The 16,351-nt window shown below is 63.9% G+C and carries 15 protein-coding genes; 4 read left to right on the forward strand and 11 right to left on the reverse strand.

The genetic code is table 11. From position 1 onward, the window contains the following. Positions 1 to 270: HAD hydrolase-like protein (locus WEB61_RS10205; protein ID WP_368064233.1), on the forward strand; the 270-nt coding region annotated here is incomplete at its 5' end. Here WEB61_RS10205 and mutL read toward each other — a convergent pair. From mutL to ileS, 7 genes are all read right to left on the reverse strand, one after another. Beyond that, entirely contained in the window at positions 253 to 2,067 is a 1,815-nt protein-coding gene (mutL, locus tag WEB61_RS10210) for a DNA mismatch repair endonuclease MutL (protein ID WP_368064234.1), read from the reverse strand. The two genes, WEB61_RS10205 and mutL, sit on opposite strands and share 18 nt — an antisense overlap. Before the next feature lie 7 nt (positions 2,068 to 2,074). Beyond that, entirely contained in the window at positions 2,075 to 3,406 is a 1,332-nt protein-coding gene (locus WEB61_RS10215; protein ID WP_368064235.1) for a glucose-6-phosphate isomerase, read from the reverse strand. A gap of 101 nt (positions 3,407 to 3,507) precedes the next feature. Further along, entirely contained in the window at positions 3,508 to 4,884 is a 1,377-nt protein-coding gene (locus WEB61_RS10220; protein WP_368064236.1) for a M16 family metallopeptidase, read from the reverse strand. Next, positions 4,881 to 6,263, reverse strand: a complete 1,383-nt coding sequence (locus WEB61_RS10225) for a M16 family metallopeptidase (RefSeq protein ID WP_368064237.1) — start codon at positions 6,261 to 6,263, stop codon at positions 4,881 to 4,883. Before WEB61_RS10225 ends, WEB61_RS10220 begins: the two co-directional genes overlap by 4 nt. A gap of 65 nt (positions 6,264 to 6,328) precedes the next feature. Then, positions 6,329 to 6,967 carry a DUF3035 domain-containing protein gene (locus WEB61_RS10230; RefSeq protein WP_368064238.1) on the reverse strand — a complete coding sequence of 213 codons (639 nt, stop codon included), beginning with the start codon at positions 6,965 to 6,967 and terminating at the stop codon, positions 6,329 to 6,331. Then, the gene (gene lspA, locus WEB61_RS10235) at positions 6,945 to 7,496 is read right to left on the reverse strand and encodes a signal peptidase II (RefSeq protein WP_368064239.1); all 552 of its coding nucleotides are present in this window, start codon (positions 7,494 to 7,496) and stop codon (positions 6,945 to 6,947) included. The genes WEB61_RS10230 and lspA overlap by 23 nt, the downstream gene beginning before the upstream one ends. 4 nt (positions 7,497 to 7,500) lie before the next feature. Next, positions 7,501 to 10,473 (reverse strand): isoleucine--tRNA ligase, encoded by a 2,973-nt coding sequence (gene ileS, locus WEB61_RS10240; protein WP_368064240.1) that lies wholly within the window; start codon positions 10,471 to 10,473, stop codon positions 7,501 to 7,503. A 239-nt stretch (positions 10,474 to 10,712) separates the two neighbouring features. On the opposite strand from ileS, the gene WEB61_RS10245 reads away from it, so the two are divergent. After that, entirely contained in the window at positions 10,713 to 11,489 is a 777-nt protein-coding gene (locus tag WEB61_RS10245) for a transporter substrate-binding domain-containing protein (RefSeq protein WP_368064241.1), read from the forward strand. A 136-nt stretch (positions 11,490 to 11,625) separates the two neighbouring features. On the opposite strand, the gene WEB61_RS10250 is transcribed toward WEB61_RS10245, so the two are convergent. From WEB61_RS10250 to WEB61_RS10260, 3 genes are read right to left on the reverse strand one after another with little or no spacing between them, the layout of a single operon-like run. Continuing rightward, positions 11,626 to 12,054: a PaaI family thioesterase gene (locus WEB61_RS10250; protein WP_368064242.1), complete on the reverse strand. Its 429-nt coding sequence runs from the start codon at positions 12,052 to 12,054 to the stop codon at positions 11,626 to 11,628. Next, positions 12,054 to 12,923: an oxaloacetate decarboxylase gene (locus tag WEB61_RS10255; protein ID WP_368064243.1), complete on the reverse strand. Its 870-nt coding sequence runs from the start codon at positions 12,921 to 12,923 to the stop codon at positions 12,054 to 12,056. Before WEB61_RS10255 ends, WEB61_RS10250 begins: the two co-directional genes overlap by 1 nt. Next, positions 12,920 to 13,387, reverse strand: a complete 468-nt coding sequence (locus tag WEB61_RS10260; protein ID WP_368064244.1) for a MarR family winged helix-turn-helix transcriptional regulator — start codon at positions 13,385 to 13,387, stop codon at positions 12,920 to 12,922. Before WEB61_RS10260 ends, WEB61_RS10255 begins: the two co-directional genes overlap by 4 nt. A 73-nt stretch (positions 13,388 to 13,460) precedes the next feature. On the opposite strand from WEB61_RS10260, the gene WEB61_RS10265 reads away from it, so the two are divergent. Both WEB61_RS10265 and WEB61_RS10270 read left to right on the forward strand, forming a co-directional pair. After that, positions 13,461 to 14,105: a carboxymuconolactone decarboxylase family protein gene (locus WEB61_RS10265; protein ID WP_368064245.1), complete on the forward strand. Its 645-nt coding sequence runs from the start codon at positions 13,461 to 13,463 to the stop codon at positions 14,103 to 14,105. Positions 14,106 to 14,108: 3 nt separating this feature from the next. Then, positions 14,109 to 14,633 (forward strand): VOC family protein, encoded by a 525-nt coding sequence (locus WEB61_RS10270; protein WP_368064246.1) that lies wholly within the window; start codon positions 14,109 to 14,111, stop codon positions 14,631 to 14,633. 12 nt (positions 14,634 to 14,645) lie between these two features. On the opposite strand, the gene WEB61_RS10275 is transcribed toward WEB61_RS10270, so the two are convergent. Next, the gene (locus WEB61_RS10275; RefSeq protein ID WP_368064247.1) at positions 14,646 to 16,283 is read right to left on the reverse strand and encodes a hypothetical protein; all 1,638 of its coding nucleotides are present in this window, start codon (positions 16,281 to 16,283) and stop codon (positions 14,646 to 14,648) included. Positions 16,284 to 16,351 lie beyond the last annotated feature (68 nt).

Genomic DNA, 16,351 nt, shown 5'->3' on the forward strand with positions numbered 1-16,351 from the left:
CCGCAACGCGGCGCCTACGAACGGCTGATCGAGGCGAGCGGGATAGATCCCGGATGTGCTGCAATGTTCGAGGATATCGCACGCAATCTCGAAGTCCCGCATGCGCTGGGCATGACCACCGTGTGGGTCAGACCGGGAGCGCCTGGTCCGGAACGGCATCAGCAGATTTCGCATGAAGGCGCGGACGGCGTGCATGTCCACCACGTCACCGACGATCTCAGGAGCTTTCTCGAGGCGCTTGCTCCAGCCGTTTCAACGGCGACCGAATAGACGTTCGATGTCGGCGAGCTTCAGTTCGACATAGGTCGGGCGGCCGTGATTGCACTGCCCCGAATGCGGTGTCGCCTCCATCTCGCGGAGCAGCGCGTTCATCTCCTCGGCGGTCAGGCGGCGGCCGGCCCGCACCGAACCGTGGCAGGCGATGGTGCCGCATACCTCTTCCAGTCTTTCCTTCAACGACAAGGCCTCGTCGAGTTCAGAGAGATCGTCGGCGAGATCGCGAACAAGACCTGCAACATCGAGCTTCCCGAAAATCGCCGGCACTTCGCGCACAATGATGGCGCCCGAGCCAAAGGCTTCGAGCACGAAACCGAGTTCGGCCAACTCTCCGGCTCGGGCTGTCAACCGCGCCGCTTCGGCCTCGTCGAGATCGACCACTTCCGGAATCAGCAGGAGCTGCCGCGCGACGCCGCGCGTTTCCATCGCCTTTTTCATGCGTTCGTAGACGAGGCGCTCATGGGCGGCGTGCTGGTCGACGATGACGATGCCGTCTGCCGTCTGGGCAACGACATAGGTTTCGTGAAGCTGACCCCGCGCGACGCCGAGCGGCCGGGCCACATCGGCGCCGTTGCCGGCATCTGCGCGCAAATCCGGCGCCGGCTCGACGCGGGCGCCATGGCCACCCAGATCGGCAAAGGCTCCTTGCCAATCACTTCCATTTTCGGCAAGGCCGCGCGGCGGCGTGACATTCGGCGAATAGGCAAACGAACGCGCAGCCACACCTGGACGCAATGCTCCCAGCGCCGCGCCTGCCACCGTGGTCGAGGCGCGGTGGCCGGCACCCGCCAACGCATGCTTCAACGCTCCCACAATCAGCCCGCGGACAAGGCCCGCATCGCGGAACCGCACTTCGGCCTTGGCCGGGTGGACATTCACATCGACATCGACGGGATCGATGTCGACGAAAAGCGCCACCGCCGGATGCCGGTCGCGCGCCAGGAAGTCGGCATAGGCGCCGCGCACCGCGCCGATGATCAGCTTGTCGCGCACGGGGCGGCCATTGACGAAAAGAAACTGCATCTGTGCTGTGCCGCGATTATAGGTCGGCAGACCGGCGAAGCCTGAAAGGCCGACGCCTTCCCGCACAGCATCGATGGACAACGCGTTTTCGGCGAAGTCACGCCCCATGATCGCGCCCAGCCGGGCAAGGCGGCCGCTCGTGCCCGGCAATTCGGGCTCGAGCCGAAGCAGATGCCGCCCACCACTCGTCAGCGTGAAGCCCGTTTCGGCATTCGCCATGGCGAGGCGCTTTACCACATCGGATACGGCAAGGGCCTCGGCCCGCTCGCTTTTCATAAATTTGAGGCGTGCGGGCGTCGCATAAAAGAGATCCCGCACCTCGACGACGGTGCCGGATTTGCCGGGCGCCGGCTCGACCGCACCGACCTGACCGCCCTCGACCGAAATCCGATAAGCGTTCGCACCGTTGCGCGGGCGGCTGACGATCGCAAGACGGGCGACCGCGCCGATCGACGGCAGCGCCTCGCCGCGAAAGCCCAGAGTCGCAATGTTGTGGAGGTCCTCACGGCCGTCGCCATCGACACCGAGCTTCGAGGTCGCGTGACGTTCGACGGCCAGCATCAGTTCCTCGGCGCTCATGCCGAAACCGTCATCGGCGATGCGGATCAGGTCGCGGCCGCCGGCATCGATTGCGATATCGATATGGCGGGCACCGGCATCGAGCGCATTCTCGACCAGCTCCTTCACCGCACTGGCCGGCCGCTCGACCACTTCGCCGGCGGCAATGCGGTTGATCGTCCCCTCGCTGAGGCGGCGGATACGGGTCATGCGCGGGTCAGACGCTCCCTTGCGCGAGATATTCCCGGGCGAGCAATTTTCCCTCTTCCACCGCCGGCTGGTCGAACGGATCGACACCCAGCATGTCGCCGGCAATCATCGTTTCCAGCATAAAGTGCATGAAAAGCGCACCGAGTACGCGTTCATTGAGGGCAGGCAGATGGAAGGTACGGACGGGTCTACCGTTTTTTGCCAGCGTGTCCGCCGTTGCGCGCTGCTCGGCGTCGACGAGATCGCCGACCGTCCGGCCGCCAAGAAAAGCAAAGCCCGTGCCTTCAGCGAGTGCCGCATTCGCCATTGGACCCTTGCCTTTGGCCTCGGTCATGAAGACGGTGAAAAGCTTGTCGCGCGGACCGTCGAGCCAGAGTTGCAACTGGCTGTGCTGATCCACGGGGCCGAGCGCCTTGACCGGCGTCGTGCCCTTGCCGTTCTTGCCGAGGCTTTCGGCCCAGAGCTGGCAATGCCAGGAAAGAAAGCGCTCCAGCCGGTCGGCATAGGCCAGAAAAACCGAGATGCCGGCGCCCTTCGTTTGCGCCAGCGCCAGCGAAAGAGCCGCCCCCGCTGCGGGCGCCACGTCCCTTGCGGGCGCACCGGACAGGACCGGTGCCAGCACGGATGCCGCGCCTTCGCGCACCGCCGCAATGTCGAGGCCCATCAGGCATGCGGGCAGCAGACCGACATTGGTGAGCACCGCATAGCGCCCGCCGACACCCGGATCGTGATCGAGCGTCGGGAAATCATATGCTTCGGCCAGTGCGCGCATCGGGTTCGACTTGCCGTTCTTCGCCGGTTCCGTCAGCACCGCGAAGTGGTGTTTCATATATTGTCCGCCGCCGGCCTTTTCGATGGCGCTCATGGCGGCGAGCGTCTGGATCGCCGGTTCGACGGTGCCGCCCGATTTCGAAACCACCAGAAACCGCGTGGTGCGCAGATCGGCGTTCGAGAGCGCCGCCTCCATGGTGGCGGCGTCGAGATTGTCGGGAACATGAATGCGGACGCCCTTCTGGACATGCGCCTGCGTGCCCCAGCCCGTCAGCTGCGCCAGCGCCTGTGCGCCGAGCGCCGAGCCGCCAATGCCGAAGATAAAAAGATCGGTCGTATTGTCGAGCAGCGTCGCCGCGACGGTTTCGATCGCAGGAAAGTCGTCGCGCCGCGCCGGCACGTGGAGCAGCGGCAGCGAACCGTCATCATGCGCCTTGCGGAGCTTTTCCAGCGCCTTTTCCGCCTTGCCCAACGCCGCCTCATAGTCGGGCCGCGCAAGCCCGCCTTCGCCGATGGCGTCGCTGAAGCAGGCATCGATCGACTGGGTATAGGGCGCAGCAACGGCCATGCGGATTTTCCAATCTGGAATCTGAAACGTACCGGAATCGGCGCGGCACGCAGAAGCCTAACAAGAAGCCACGCGGCCAGCCAGAGGCCCGCCAGACGCCGCTAGTGCTGCCGGTCAGGCGCCGCGGATGGCGCCATATCGCCGGTTTCCGGAAGATTCTCGACCGTCGGCGAGAGATTCGGCCGGCCGACAATTGCAACCACCAGATCGTCCGCCCGCAAGAGACGCGCAGCGACACGCGCAATGTCGTCCTGCGTTACTTCCTCGATCAGGCCGTTGCGGCGTTTCACATAATCGATGCCGAGGTTCTCGGTCTGAATACCGATCAGCTGATTAGCGATGGAGCTGTTGGACGTAAAGCGCAGCGGGTAGGAGCCGGTGAGATAAGTCTTGGCGTCGGCAAGTTCCTCGGCCGAGACGCCCTCCTCCGCCATGCGCCGCAGTTCACCGCGAATGATCGCCAGCGACTGACCGACACGCTCGTTGCGCGTCGCCACCTGGCCGAACATCATGGCGGCCCTTTTCAAGGGTGAAAGCGATGTGCCGACCGAATAGGCAAGGCCGCGCTTTTCCCGCACTTCCGTCATCAATCGCGAGGAAAAGCTGCCGCCGCCCAGAATGTAATTCATCATAAAGGCCGGAATGAAATCCGGATCGTCGCGCGCCATGCCTTGCGAACCGAAGATAACGACGCTCTGCGGAAAATCGCGCTCGACGACGACGGTCTGCGCGCCTTTCGCCACTTCGACTGTGGGAATATCCGGCAATACAGCCTCGGCCGGCAAGACGCCGAAGGTCAGGTCGAGCAGAGCGCCGAGTTCTTCGGCCGAGATCGGACCGACCACCGCAATTTTCATATTGTCGCGCGCCAGCACATTTTTGGTGTAGCCGGTCAGATCGTCCCGCAGGATACGCGGCAAGGTTTCGGGCGTGCCTTGCCCATTCAGCGCGTAAGGATGACTTCCCAAGGCAGCACGATACCAGGCATCGGCCGCCAGCCAGTCGGGCGACTGACGATTGCGCGCGACCGCCACCCCAATCTGGGCCCGAATGCGCTCGACCACATCGTCGTCGAAACGCGGCTCGGCAATGGCAAGCGCAAACAGCGCGAAAGCTTCGTCGCGTGCCTCCGCCAGCGTTTTCAGCGAGGCGTTCAAATAGTCATTGTCGACCGAGAACGAGAGCTGCGCGGCAATGTCGTCGAGGCGCGCCTGAAAGGCTTGCGAGGGCAGATCGCCCGCGCCTTCGCCGAGAAGCGAGGCCGCCATGTTCGCCGTACCGGCTTTTTCGGCGGTGTCGGTCGCGGTGCCGCCTTCCCAGGCCACTTCCATCACGATGACGGGGACCGTGCGTTCCTCGACAAGCCAGGCCTCGATGCCGCCGGGGCTGACCACGCGTTCGATTTCGAACGCGGCGAGCGGTGTCGCGAGAAGGAGAAATGTCGCCATGAGAGCGCCGAATGGCGCACGGGCGATCATGCGCCCTCTCCCGGCAGCAATTCGCCGGTTACGGAAACGCGCCCGGACAGAACCGAACGCGCCGCGTCGACGACGTCGTCCGCCGTGACGGCACGGATCCGATCGGGCCATTCGTGAATATCGGCCACCGACATGCCGGTCATCAGGCCCTCACCATAGGCATAGGCCATGCTGCGCTGGCTGTCGCGGGCGTAGACGGCGCCTGCTGCGATAACCGTCTTTGCGCGCTCGAGTTCTTCATCCGTCACGCCGTCTGCGAGCAGAAGCCCGATTTCGGCATCGACCGCCTTTTCGAGGTCGGCGAGCGCACCGCCGACGCGCGGCAAGGCATAGAGGCCGAATTTGCCGGCATCGAGACGGCTACCCTCATACCAGGCGCCGATGCTGGCCGCGATGCCCTGCGTTATCACCAGATTTCGATAAAGGCGGCTCGTCTGTCCGCCACCGAGAATTTCCGCCAGAACGTCGAAGGCTGCGCCTTCGCGGGCACCGGCGCCGGCATAGTCCGGCGCGGGATAAAAGCGCAGCCATGTCGGTTCCTGCACGCGATCGTCGCGGCGAACGACGCGGCGGTCCGCGTCCGGCCACACGACCGGCGCCCGTTCGCGCTCGAAAGTCGGCGCGCGTTGCGCGATGGACCCGTAATATTTTTCCGCCAGAGGCCGCAATTCGTCGAGCCCGATATCGCCGGCGACGATCAGCGTTGCATTGTTGGGCGTGTAGAAGCGATCGTAGAAGTCGAGGGCATCTTCTGTCGTCAGTTCCGCTATTTCTTCCTTGTGGCCGATAATGTCGCGACCATATGGATGAGCGTCGTAGAGGGCTGCGTTCATTTCGGCCTGCAGCAGCGACATCGGGCTGTTCTCGATCCGCGTCCGCTGCTCTTCCAGAACGACATCGCGCTCCGGCAGCACCTCGGCATCGGTGAGCTTAAGACCGGTCATGCGATCCGCCTCCATCTCCATAACGAGCGGCAGACGATCCTTGGCAATGACCTGAAAATAGGCGGTGAAATCGTAATGCGTGAAGGCATTGTCCTGGCCGCCATTGCGCGCGACGATGCGCGAGAACTGGCCGGGCGCGATGTCCTTTGTGCCTTTGAACATCAGGTGCTCGAGGAAATGCGCGAGACCTGTCTTGCCGGGCGTTTCGTCAGCCGCGCCGACGCGGTACCAAACCATATGGGTGACGACGGGCGCACGGTGATCGGGGATCGCCAGCACTTCCATGCCATTGGCGAGGCGAAAACTCAGCGGCGCGCCCGAAACGGCCTCGCCGCCGCTGCGCCAAAACCAGACCGCCGCGCCAAGCACAACGATCAGAATGACGGCAAGAGCGGAGCCTAGAACGCGCGGCGCGAGAAATCGGGACCGGGACAATACTTCACTCCAAAAGGCCGGGCGTCAGGGCACCGGCCCCCAAAGCGGCGGGAAACGCCACACGCTCAGAAAATGCCGGAGAACCAGCCTTCTTTTTTGGGCGTCACGGTCGGCGTTTCACCTTCCGTCACAGCCTTGCCCTCGGCTTCGTTCTGCTGAATGCGCTGGGCCTCGGCGCGCGAGTCGACCAGACGCTCGTCGGGCGGTGTGCCGGGCTTGCGCCAGAAGATCACGTCGTCGACAAATGTCTTGTCCTGTTCGATCAGCGAGCGCGTTTCGCTATTGACGACCTGGCGGATGCGCGGATCGGCCGCGTCGGCGCCCGTGTTCGCCAGAAGAACGCGTTCGCCTTCGGTGACGCCCTGGCTTGCCGGGTCGCTCACTTCGACATTGCCTGTCAGCGCGCGCTGTGCGCCGACTGAGGGCTGCAAATTCGCTTCCTGCGGACGCGGCGCGCCGGGCTGCGGCGGACGCAGCGAGAAATCCGGTGGCATGACCAGCGGCGCCTTGGTGACGATCGTGAACTCGTCCGGAGCGGACTTGCCATAACCCAACGTGTCGCTAAGGCTGTCGCCGCCACACGCCGTCAGCGAGAAGGCAAGCGCGGCCAGAAGGCCGGCGCGGCAGAGGTTTTTCGGTTCGGTGATCACGTCGGTCAACTCCCTCGCGGTGGCGCGCCGCTCAAGCGGCCTTGTCGCCTGCATTTCCGCCTTTTTTGTCCTTCGCGCCAAGGCCAAACGCCTGCGGCCAGAGCGAATCCAAAAGGATCAGCATCACACCCAGAACGATCCAGATGTCGGCAATATTGAAGATATACCAGTAAAATCCGAAGGCGTGAAAACTAAAAAAGTCCGCAACGGCGCCGTAAACGAGGCGGTCGGCGACGTTGCCGACGGCACCGCCGATAATCAGACCGATAGCTAGTGCGATCGCCCGATGCTCGGCTCGCGCCAGCCAGAGGCCCAAGCCGAAAATCACGGCAAGTGCGAAGGAAACGAGGATCAGGACGCCGAGGGCCGTTTCGGCCTGGAAAAGGCCATAGCTGACACCCTTGTTCCAGGCCATGACCAGATCGAAAAAGGACGTCACTTCGACGCGGCCGCGAGAACCGATCTCGTAAATATCGAGCATCCACCATTTGTGGAGGCGATCGATCAGAAAACCGGCGATGGCGACGGCGAAGCCGAACAGCGACAAGGGGCCCCAGAAGGTTTCGCGCAAGAGACGTTCCATTGCGTCACGCTCCCCGCTGGCGCGCGGCCAGCGCGTCGTATTCCCGGACCGCCGCCGCATCCCGGAGACTGAGATCGGGAAATTCAGGGTCGGTGCCGACTTCCGGCAGAACGCGCCAGGAGCGCGCGCATTTACGGCCTTCGGCGCGTTTCGGCACCACGGCAACGCCCGGCACGTCGTCGAGACGGAAGGCCGAAGCCGGCCCCTCGCCCTCGATCAGCGTCGCCTGACTGGTGATTACAAGTTCGGCGAGATCGATACCCTTCATCGCGGCCAGCAGATCGGCATTCGCCACATGAATGTCGGGCGCCGCTTCGAGGCTCGCACCGATGCGTTTCTCGCGGCGCTCGACCTCGAGCGCGCCCGTGACGACGCGGCGCAGTTCGCGCACCTCGCGCCATTTTTCGGCGAGCGCCTCGTCGCGCCAGCCCGCCGGAACTTCCGGGAAGGTGCGCAAATGCACCGACGCATCGTCGGACGGGAAGCGGGCGAGCCAGACTTCCTCCGCCGTGAAGCAGAGAACCGGCGCGAGCCAGGCGGTGAGACAGGAGAAAAGCTCATCAAGCACGGTGCGGCAGGCACGGCGGCGAAGACTCGACGGTGCATCGCAATAAAGCGCATCCTTGCGGATGTCGAAATAGAAGGCCGAGAGATCGACATTCATGAAATTCGACAGCGTATGCGTCACGCGCTTGAAGTCATAATCCGTGTAGGCCTTGCGGACGAGTTCGTCGAGTTCGGCAAGACGATGCAGGATGACGCGTTCAAGCTCCGGCATGTCGGCAACGGCGACGCGCTCTTCATCCGCGAAACCCGCGAGATTGCCGAGCAGATAGCGGAAAGTGTTGCGCAGTTTCCGATAGGCCTCGGCATTCGATTTGACGATCTCGTTGCCGATATTGTGGTCTTCCCAGTAGTCGGTCGAGGCAACCCAGAGGCGCAGGATGTCGGCGCCGTTCTGCTTGATGATCGCTTCGGGCTCGATGGCGTTGCCGAGCGATTTCGACATCTTGAGGCCCTTGTCGGTCAGCGTCATGCCATGCGTCAGGACCTGTTTGTAGGGCGCGCGGCCGCGCGTCGCGCAGCTTTCGAGCAGCGACGACTGAAACCAGCCGCGATGCTGGTCGGAGCCTTCGAGATAGAGGTCGGCCGGCGACGGCATGCCACGCGCCTCGAGCACGAAAGCATGCGTCGAGCCTGAATCGAACCAGACGTCGAGAATGTCGGTCACGCGCTCGTAATCGTCGGCCTTGTGGTCGGGCCCGAGGAAGTCGCTTGCCGGGTGCTCGAACCAGGCGTCGGCGCCTTCCTTCGCGACGGCTTCGACAATGCGTGCATTGACTTTCTCGTCGCGCAGCAACGCACCATCGGACTTCTTCACGAAAAGCGTCAGCGGTACGCCCCAGGCGCGCTGGCGCGACAACACCCAGTCGGGCCGCGTCTCGACCATCGCATGGATGCGGTTGCGGTTGCGCGCCGGCACCCAGCGCACTTTCTCGATTTCCTCAAGCGCGACCTGACGGAAGGGCTTGCCGCCCGCCGCTTCGATCTTTGCATCCATCGAAACGAACCATTGCGGCGTGTTGCGGAAGATCAGCGGCGCTTTCGAGCGCCATGAATGCGGATAGGAGTGGGTCACCTTGCCCTTGGCGAGCAGCGCGCCCGCTTTTTCGAGTTCCTCGATCACGGCGGCATTGGCGTTGCCTTCCTTGCCCTGCCGCGTCAGCACGAACTTGCCGGCGAAGAGAGGCACATGATCGTAGTAGCCGCCTTCCTCGTTCACCGTTTCGGGGATGCCTTTCTGCCCAAAATTCTCGACCCAGATCATGTAGTCGTCCTGACCGTGGCCGGGCGCGGTGTGGACGAAGCCGGTGCCGGCTTCTTCGGTTACATGATCGCCGGCGAGGAGTGGCACGTCGAAGTCGTAGCCGGACCCACGGAAGGGATGCGCGCAGACGGCTGAGTCGAGCATATCGGCGGTGACTTGGAACTTGCGTTCCCAAGCAGTCACACCGGCAGCCTTGAAAACCTCGTCGGCCAACACATCGGCCAATATGATTAGCTCTTCCGGACGTGCAAGCGAACCGTCCCCCACCGCCTCAACGCGGTAAAGGCCGTAATCAATCTTGTTGGAATAGGAGATCGCGCGGTTTGCGGGAATGGTCCAGGGCGTCGTCGTCCAGATGACTACAGAGGCTTTCTGAAGGAGATCAAGCGCAGCTTTTGCTTCTGTTCCGAAGCCATCAACAAAGGGCCCCGTAGGTATTTGGATAAACGGAAAGCGTACCCAGATCGTGTGGCTGACATGGTCGTGATACTCGACCTCCGCTTCGGCGAGCGCCGTCTTTTCCACCACCGACCACATGACCGGTTTCGAACCCCGATAGAGCGAACCGTTCATCAGAAATTTCTGAAACTCCTCGACGATTTTCGCTTCCGCGTCGAAGGACATGGTGAGGTAGGGATTGTCCCACTCGCCGGAAACGCCGAGGCGCTTGAACTGTTCGCGCTGCACATCGACCCAGTGTTGCGCGAACTCCCGGCATTCGCGGCGGAACTCGAGCGGCGGCACCTCGTCCTTGTTCTTGCCCTTCTTGCGGTACTTCTCCTCGATCTTCCATTCGATCGGCAGCCCGTGGCAGTCCCAACCCGGAACATAAGCCGCGTCCTTGCCCATCATCTGCTGCGAGCGGACGACGAGGTCCTTCAGGATCTTGTTCAGCGCATGGCCGATATGGATGTCGCCATTGGCGTAGGGCGGGCCGTCATGAAGAATGAAGGTCTCGCGGCCCTTCGCCGCCGCGCGCAGGCGCTCATAAAGGCCAAGCTTTTCCCAGCGCGCCAGCCATTCGGGCTCGCGCTGGGGAAGCCCTGCCTTCATCGGAAAATCGGTCGTCGGCAGGAAGAGCGTGTCGCGGTAGTCGCGGCCGGGCTCTTCGGCAGCGGCCTGATCGGGAGACTTGGTATCGGTGGACATGGGACGCCCTGGCTATTCGGGGTTGCGCGATCTTGAGGACAGGTCACCCGGCTCGTGCCGCGCGGGACCGGCAAGGTCCCTCAGCGGCAGGCCGGGCCTGTAATTCGCGCATATATGGCGGGGCAGAGCCTGCGAAGACCGATGATTTTCATGGCGGCGTTTCTAGCAGCCGATCCGTTAACAGTCCAGCAAAGGCGGGGGCTTCCGGGGCCGGGGTTCCTGCACCTATAGTCCGCCTCATGCGCCTTTTCCACCGCCTTGCCGTCTCCCTGGCCCTCATCCTTGTGCTCGCCGCCCCGGCCGGCGCCGGAGAACCTTTGGCACTGGAGCGGATCGAGGCCTCGGGCGTCGTCCGGGTGGGGCTTACCGGCGACTACAAACCCTTCTCCTGGGAAGAGCCGGAGGGGCATTTCGAGGGGCTCGATGTCGAGATGGCGGGCGCCCTTGCGGACGATCTCGGCGCCCGACTCGAGATCGTCAGGACAAGCTGGCCGAGCCTCATGGAAGACCTCGACGCCGGCAAGTTCGACATCGGCATGGGCGGCATCTCGGTTACAGAGGAACGCGCCAAGGTCGCCCTCTTCTCGACGCCGCTCCTCAGCGACGGCAAGACGCCGATCGCGCGCTGCGAGGAAGCGGCGCGCTTCCAGACGCTCGACCAGATCGACCGCGACGGCGTCACCGTCATCGTCAATCCCGGCGGCACCAACGAAAAATTCGCCCGTGCGAACATCAAGACGGCGAAGATCATCCTCCACAAGGACAATGCCTCGATCTTCGAGGAAATTGTCGCGGGCCGCGCCGACCTCATGATCACCGACGCCATAGAGACGCGGATCATGCAGAAGCTTCATCCCGAGCTCTGCGCGATCCATCCCGACGCGCCCTTTACGCAGTCCGAGAAGGCTTATTTGCTGCCGCAGGACGAAGCCTGGAAAGCGCGCGTGGATGAATGGCTGGCGAAGATGGAAGCGAGCGGGGAGAAGCGGAAGATTTTTGTGACCTGGGTGGAGTGACTCTCAACCTCTCCCCCAAAAAGTGTCACCCCGGCGAAAGCCGGGGACCATCTGACTCAACGAAAACGCCGAAAGGCCCATGGATTCCGGCTTTCGCCGGAATGACACTGTTTATTTTAAGCCCAAAAATATTTCTTCAAGCCGCAATAATCCGCTCCACCGCGCGCGCCTTCAGCGCCAGCTTGCCGTCGCCATTGGTGAAGGTCGCTTCCACATAGGCCTGCGTTTTCGATACATTCAGCACGTGCCCCTCGCAGGCGAGCACGCCCCCCGTCACAGGACGGAAAAAATGCGTCTGCAGATCGCTCGTCGTGAAATTCTGGTCGTCCTTCAGCAGGGTCATCAGCGCGAAAGAGCAGGTCTGGTCGGCCAGCGTCGCGAGATAACCGCCGAAAACGGCGACGGGATTGAGGAAGGAGGGGTCGACGGGCCAGTCGTAGCGGATGCGGCCGGGCTCGATGACGGTGAGCTTTCCCGCATATAGCTTCAGCGCGGCGACATGCGGCGGCGCCTTTTCCATCTCGCCCGCCGCAATCCGCTTCAGAATGTTCCCCCAGCTCGGCATCACGTCTCCGTTTTCTTCGTTATCGCCGCCGCATCCGCCAGCATTTCCGGCAGCCCGATCAATTCGTTGTAGCGCTGGAAACTGACGCGCTCCTCGCCTTCGGGCAAGCCCTCGCCTTTCAGCAGCGTCGCATAGACGCTTTCGAGCCGCGCCGTCACGGCGAGCAGGGCCGAGACCGGAAAGAGCGCGATCTTGAAGCCGAGTGCTTCCAGCGCCTTCGCACCGAGATAAGGCGTCTTGCCGTCCTCGACGATATTGGCGACCAGCGGCACACCCTTGAACGTCTCCGCGACTTTCCGCAATTCCGCCTCGTCGCGCGGCGCCTCGATGAAAAGAATGTCGGCGCCCGCCTTCAGGAAAGCCTCGCCGCGCCTGAGCGCCTCGTCGAGATCATGCGTCGCGCGCGCATCCGTCCGCGCCATCACCTTGAAGTCGCGGCTCGCGCGCGCTTCCGCCGCCGCGCGGATCTTCGCCGCCGCCTCGGCGACAGGCACGACTTCCTTCCCTTCCATGTGACCGCAGCGTTTCGGAAACACCTGGTCTTCGATCTGGATGCACTCGGCCCCCGCCGCCTCATAAGCGCGCGTCAGCCGCGCCGCGTTCAGCGGACCGCCATGCCCGTTGTCGCCATCGGCAATGAGTGGCACCGGCGCGCATGAGGCCGCGATCGCGCGCACGCGCTCGCTCATCTCGGCCGCGCTGACGAGCCCGATATCCGGCACGCCGAAGCTTGCGCCCGCAACGCCGAAGCCCGTCATGTAAACAACTTTCGCGCCCGCCTTCGCCGCGAGCTTCGCCGACAGCGCGTCATAGGCGCCGGGCGCCACCAGAATGCTGGGCGCAGCCAGAAGATCGCCGAGGCTCGTCATGCTTCTTTCTTTCTTTCCCGTTTCGGCTTCGCCATCACCGGCGCCTCGCCCCAATCCGCGCTCACAATGCGCGCAAGGTTCTCGACCGTCCTCGCGCCGAGCCGCGCTTCGAGTTCCGCTTCGAGGCCGCTCACGATCTCCAGCGCCTCCGCCCGCATCCCTGCTCCTTCCGGCGCGAAGGTCACCAGCTTGCAGCGCGCATCCTCGGGGTCCGGCGCCATATAGACAAGCCGCTTTTCCTCCAGCTCGCGCAGCGCCGTGTTCATCGACTGCCGCGTGACGCCGAGCAGCCGCGCCAGATCGCTCGGCCGGCGGACGCCCGAATGAACATAGACCATGGCCATGGATTCAAGACGGCGGACGCCGCCATGGCCGCGCGCGTCGAGGCTCTTCTGCAAGGCCCCGTCGAACCACATGAAGCGGTTGAGAAGCTGCGCCATCAACACGCCGGGCTGTCTTTGCATCGCCTGAATCTCCGCTTGAGCCATTCGTCAGTTTATCTTACATTCTTGTCCGTCATGCAACGGGAGGATGGGCATGCCGAGACTGAGACAAGTGGGCAAGGCGGATGCCGACCCGCTGGCGCAGCAGATTTACAAGATGCTGTTCGGCGAGCGCGACCCGGTGAAGGAACCGGGCACGGCGACAGGCACGCCCGGCAATTGGTGGACCGTCTTCGCGCTGGTGCCCGACGCCTTCAAGCACACGACCGAAGGCTTCCAGTTTTATCGCAGCAAGAACCGCAAGCTCGATCCGAAGCTTCGCGAACTCGGCCAGATCCGCGCCGGCTTCGCGCGCGGCTCGCAATTCGTCTTCTCGCAGCATTGCAAGGCCTGCCGCGAGGTGGGCTTGAGCGAGGAACAGATCGAGGCGATCCCGCATTGGCAGATCGCCGATTGCTATGCGCCGGTCGAGCGCGCGCTGCTCGCCTATACGGATTGCCTCGTGCTGCAGGGCGGCCGCGTGCCCGAAGCGATTTTCGAGGCGATGAAGAAATATCTCTCCGACGAAGAGATTCTCGAATTCACCTACATCACCGCGACCTATGACATGCACGCCACCATGTCACGCGCGCTCCGCCTCGAATATGACGATGTGGACGAGCGCGTGGTGGAAATCGCCGCGCCCGAAGGCGCGTCGGCGGACGTCATGAGCATGGTCGACAAGCAAGGGAAGGATTGAGCCATGGGCTATCATCATCTGGCGCTTGCGGCGCGCGACATGAAGGCCATTCACGAGTTCTACGAAGGCGTGATGGGGTTCGAGCTTGTGAAGGTCGAAGTCGGCCCCGCGCCGGAAGGCGGCTGGGCGAAGCATTTCTTCTACCGCATGGAAGACGATTCGAAGTTCATCGCCTTCTGGGAGATGCACGACATTCCCGGCACCGAGAATTTCGAGACCAATCTCTCCAAGGCCGCCGGCGTCCCCGATCACATCAACCACATCTCCTTCGACGTGAAGGACCGCGCCGATCTCGAACGCCGCCGCCAGCGCTGGCTCGATGCCGGGCTCGACGTGCTGGAGATCGACCACAACTGGTGCCACTCGGTCTACACGAAGGACCCGAACGGCAATTTCGTGGAATTCTGCCTGACGACGGGAAATTTCAGCGCGGCCGACCGCGAGGAAGCGCTCAACGCGCTGAAGGCGGAGAAACCCGCCTTCTCCAAGCCGCCGGCGAACATCCAGTTCCACAAGCCCGCGGCTTGAGATGGCGCGCGGCTAGAAAGCGAGCTTGAGCTGGCCCGATACGGTGTAGTTCGTCTCGTCCCTGGCGCCGATGTCGGCGACACCGGCCGCAAGGCGCGCGCCGACGAAATCGTCGAGGGCCTTCAGCAAGACGCCGCTCTCGATGGCACCCGCGATCTCGCTCTTGACCGGAATTTCCGCAAGAGCCGCCTCGCGCTCGACTCGATCGAAGGTCCAGTGCGTCGTGAAATCGGCGAAAGGCTCGATCTTCGAAAAGTGGCGCGTTGCCGGCAGCTTGTAACTGAAACCGTTGCTGTAGGTCGCGCGACCGCGCGACCGCGCCTCCCCGGACGCTTCGGGCGAGGCAAGCCGAACGCGGCTCGCGCCGATACGCGCGGAAGGCGAAAAACGCAAATTGCCGAAGCGCCACGCGCCCTCGACGCTTGCGCCCGAGAAGAAACTGTTGCCCGTGTAGCTGAGACCGTCGTCTGCGGCGTCGACGCGATCGGACCGGTAGCCGACGCCGCCATAGACGCGCAGGCGCACGTGCGCGCTCATCGCATACGAAACGAAGGGTGAAATGAAAAGCGATTCGCCGACCCAGGATTTCCGGTTGTCGCGCCACCCACGACCCCAGGTGACGGCCGTGCCGATGCGCGTCGCCTCGCCGAGCGGCCAAGCGACACCGCCGCTGACCGCCACACGCTGAAGGGCGCCGTCGAGCGTCCAGTTGCCGCCGGCGCGGCTCCATATCTGCGTTTCGGACGGCAGGAAGGATCGCGCCCGGTCGAGCAGCATGTCATCGGCATAGCCCGTCGCAAGGCGCGCGAAGGGTATCACGTTGCTGTTGCCTTCGACGGCGGATTGCGAGGTTTGCGGCTTTTTCCCGGTCGGCGCGACGAAGGTCTCCGCGATCCGGCGCGTATCGGGATCGGCGAGCCGCTTTTGCGGCACCGGCGGCGCGTGGCGGCGGTCGAGCCGATCCAACTCGGCGTCCGACACCCAGCCGGTGCGAATGCGCTGCTTTGCATGGGGATGCCGCCCGGGCGGCGGCATTGTGCGATCGAGAACGGCGAGATAGCGCTCGGCTTCGCGGACGGTGATCCTGTTGCGGGCGCGCAATGTGCGAACGACGGCGACCTGCCAGCCATGCACGATGCTGCGGATGTAGCGAAGGGAGTGCGCCTCGCGGGCGGCCGCGCCCTTGACGCCGGGCGGCACGGCACGAGGCGCGGCGGCGCGCATTTCACGATAGCCCGCGAGCCAGCCTTCTTCGACGGCCCGGCGCAGCGCCGTTTCGAAGACGCCTACGGGAAGTCCCGTTGCCGCCGCGGCGGGACCGGGGGCACAGGCCAGGCAGCCGGATTTTTCGAGCAGCAGCCTGGCGGTAATGCCTTTCACCTCGTGGATGTCGGGCAGCGGCGGTAGCGAGGCGCGACGCTGCCGGACGGCAAGGCTCGAGATCGGCGGGCGCGCCGGCGCGGCGGCGGGCGCGCGATCGATCGCACGTTCGTGCTCCTGGAGCAGGGCGAAATGATCGGTGAAGATTGCGGCGTCGGGAGCGCCGGCGAATGTCGCGGCGCGCGCGGGCGCGGCGAGCGGTCCCAGCAGGGCCCCGCAAGCGAGCGCACATCCAAAAGCAGCGCGCAAGCGCCGCCCGGTCCTCGTCATGACGCGGTCCTTCGCATCAACGAAATGTCGGGTGGCCGGCTATGTGCAGGAGTTTGCCCCTCTGCCCC

The sequence above is a fragment of the Parvibaculum sp. genome (genome assembly GCF_040882025.1).
In the GTDB taxonomy this organism is placed as follows: Bacteria; Pseudomonadota; Alphaproteobacteria; order Parvibaculales; family Parvibaculaceae; genus Parvibaculum.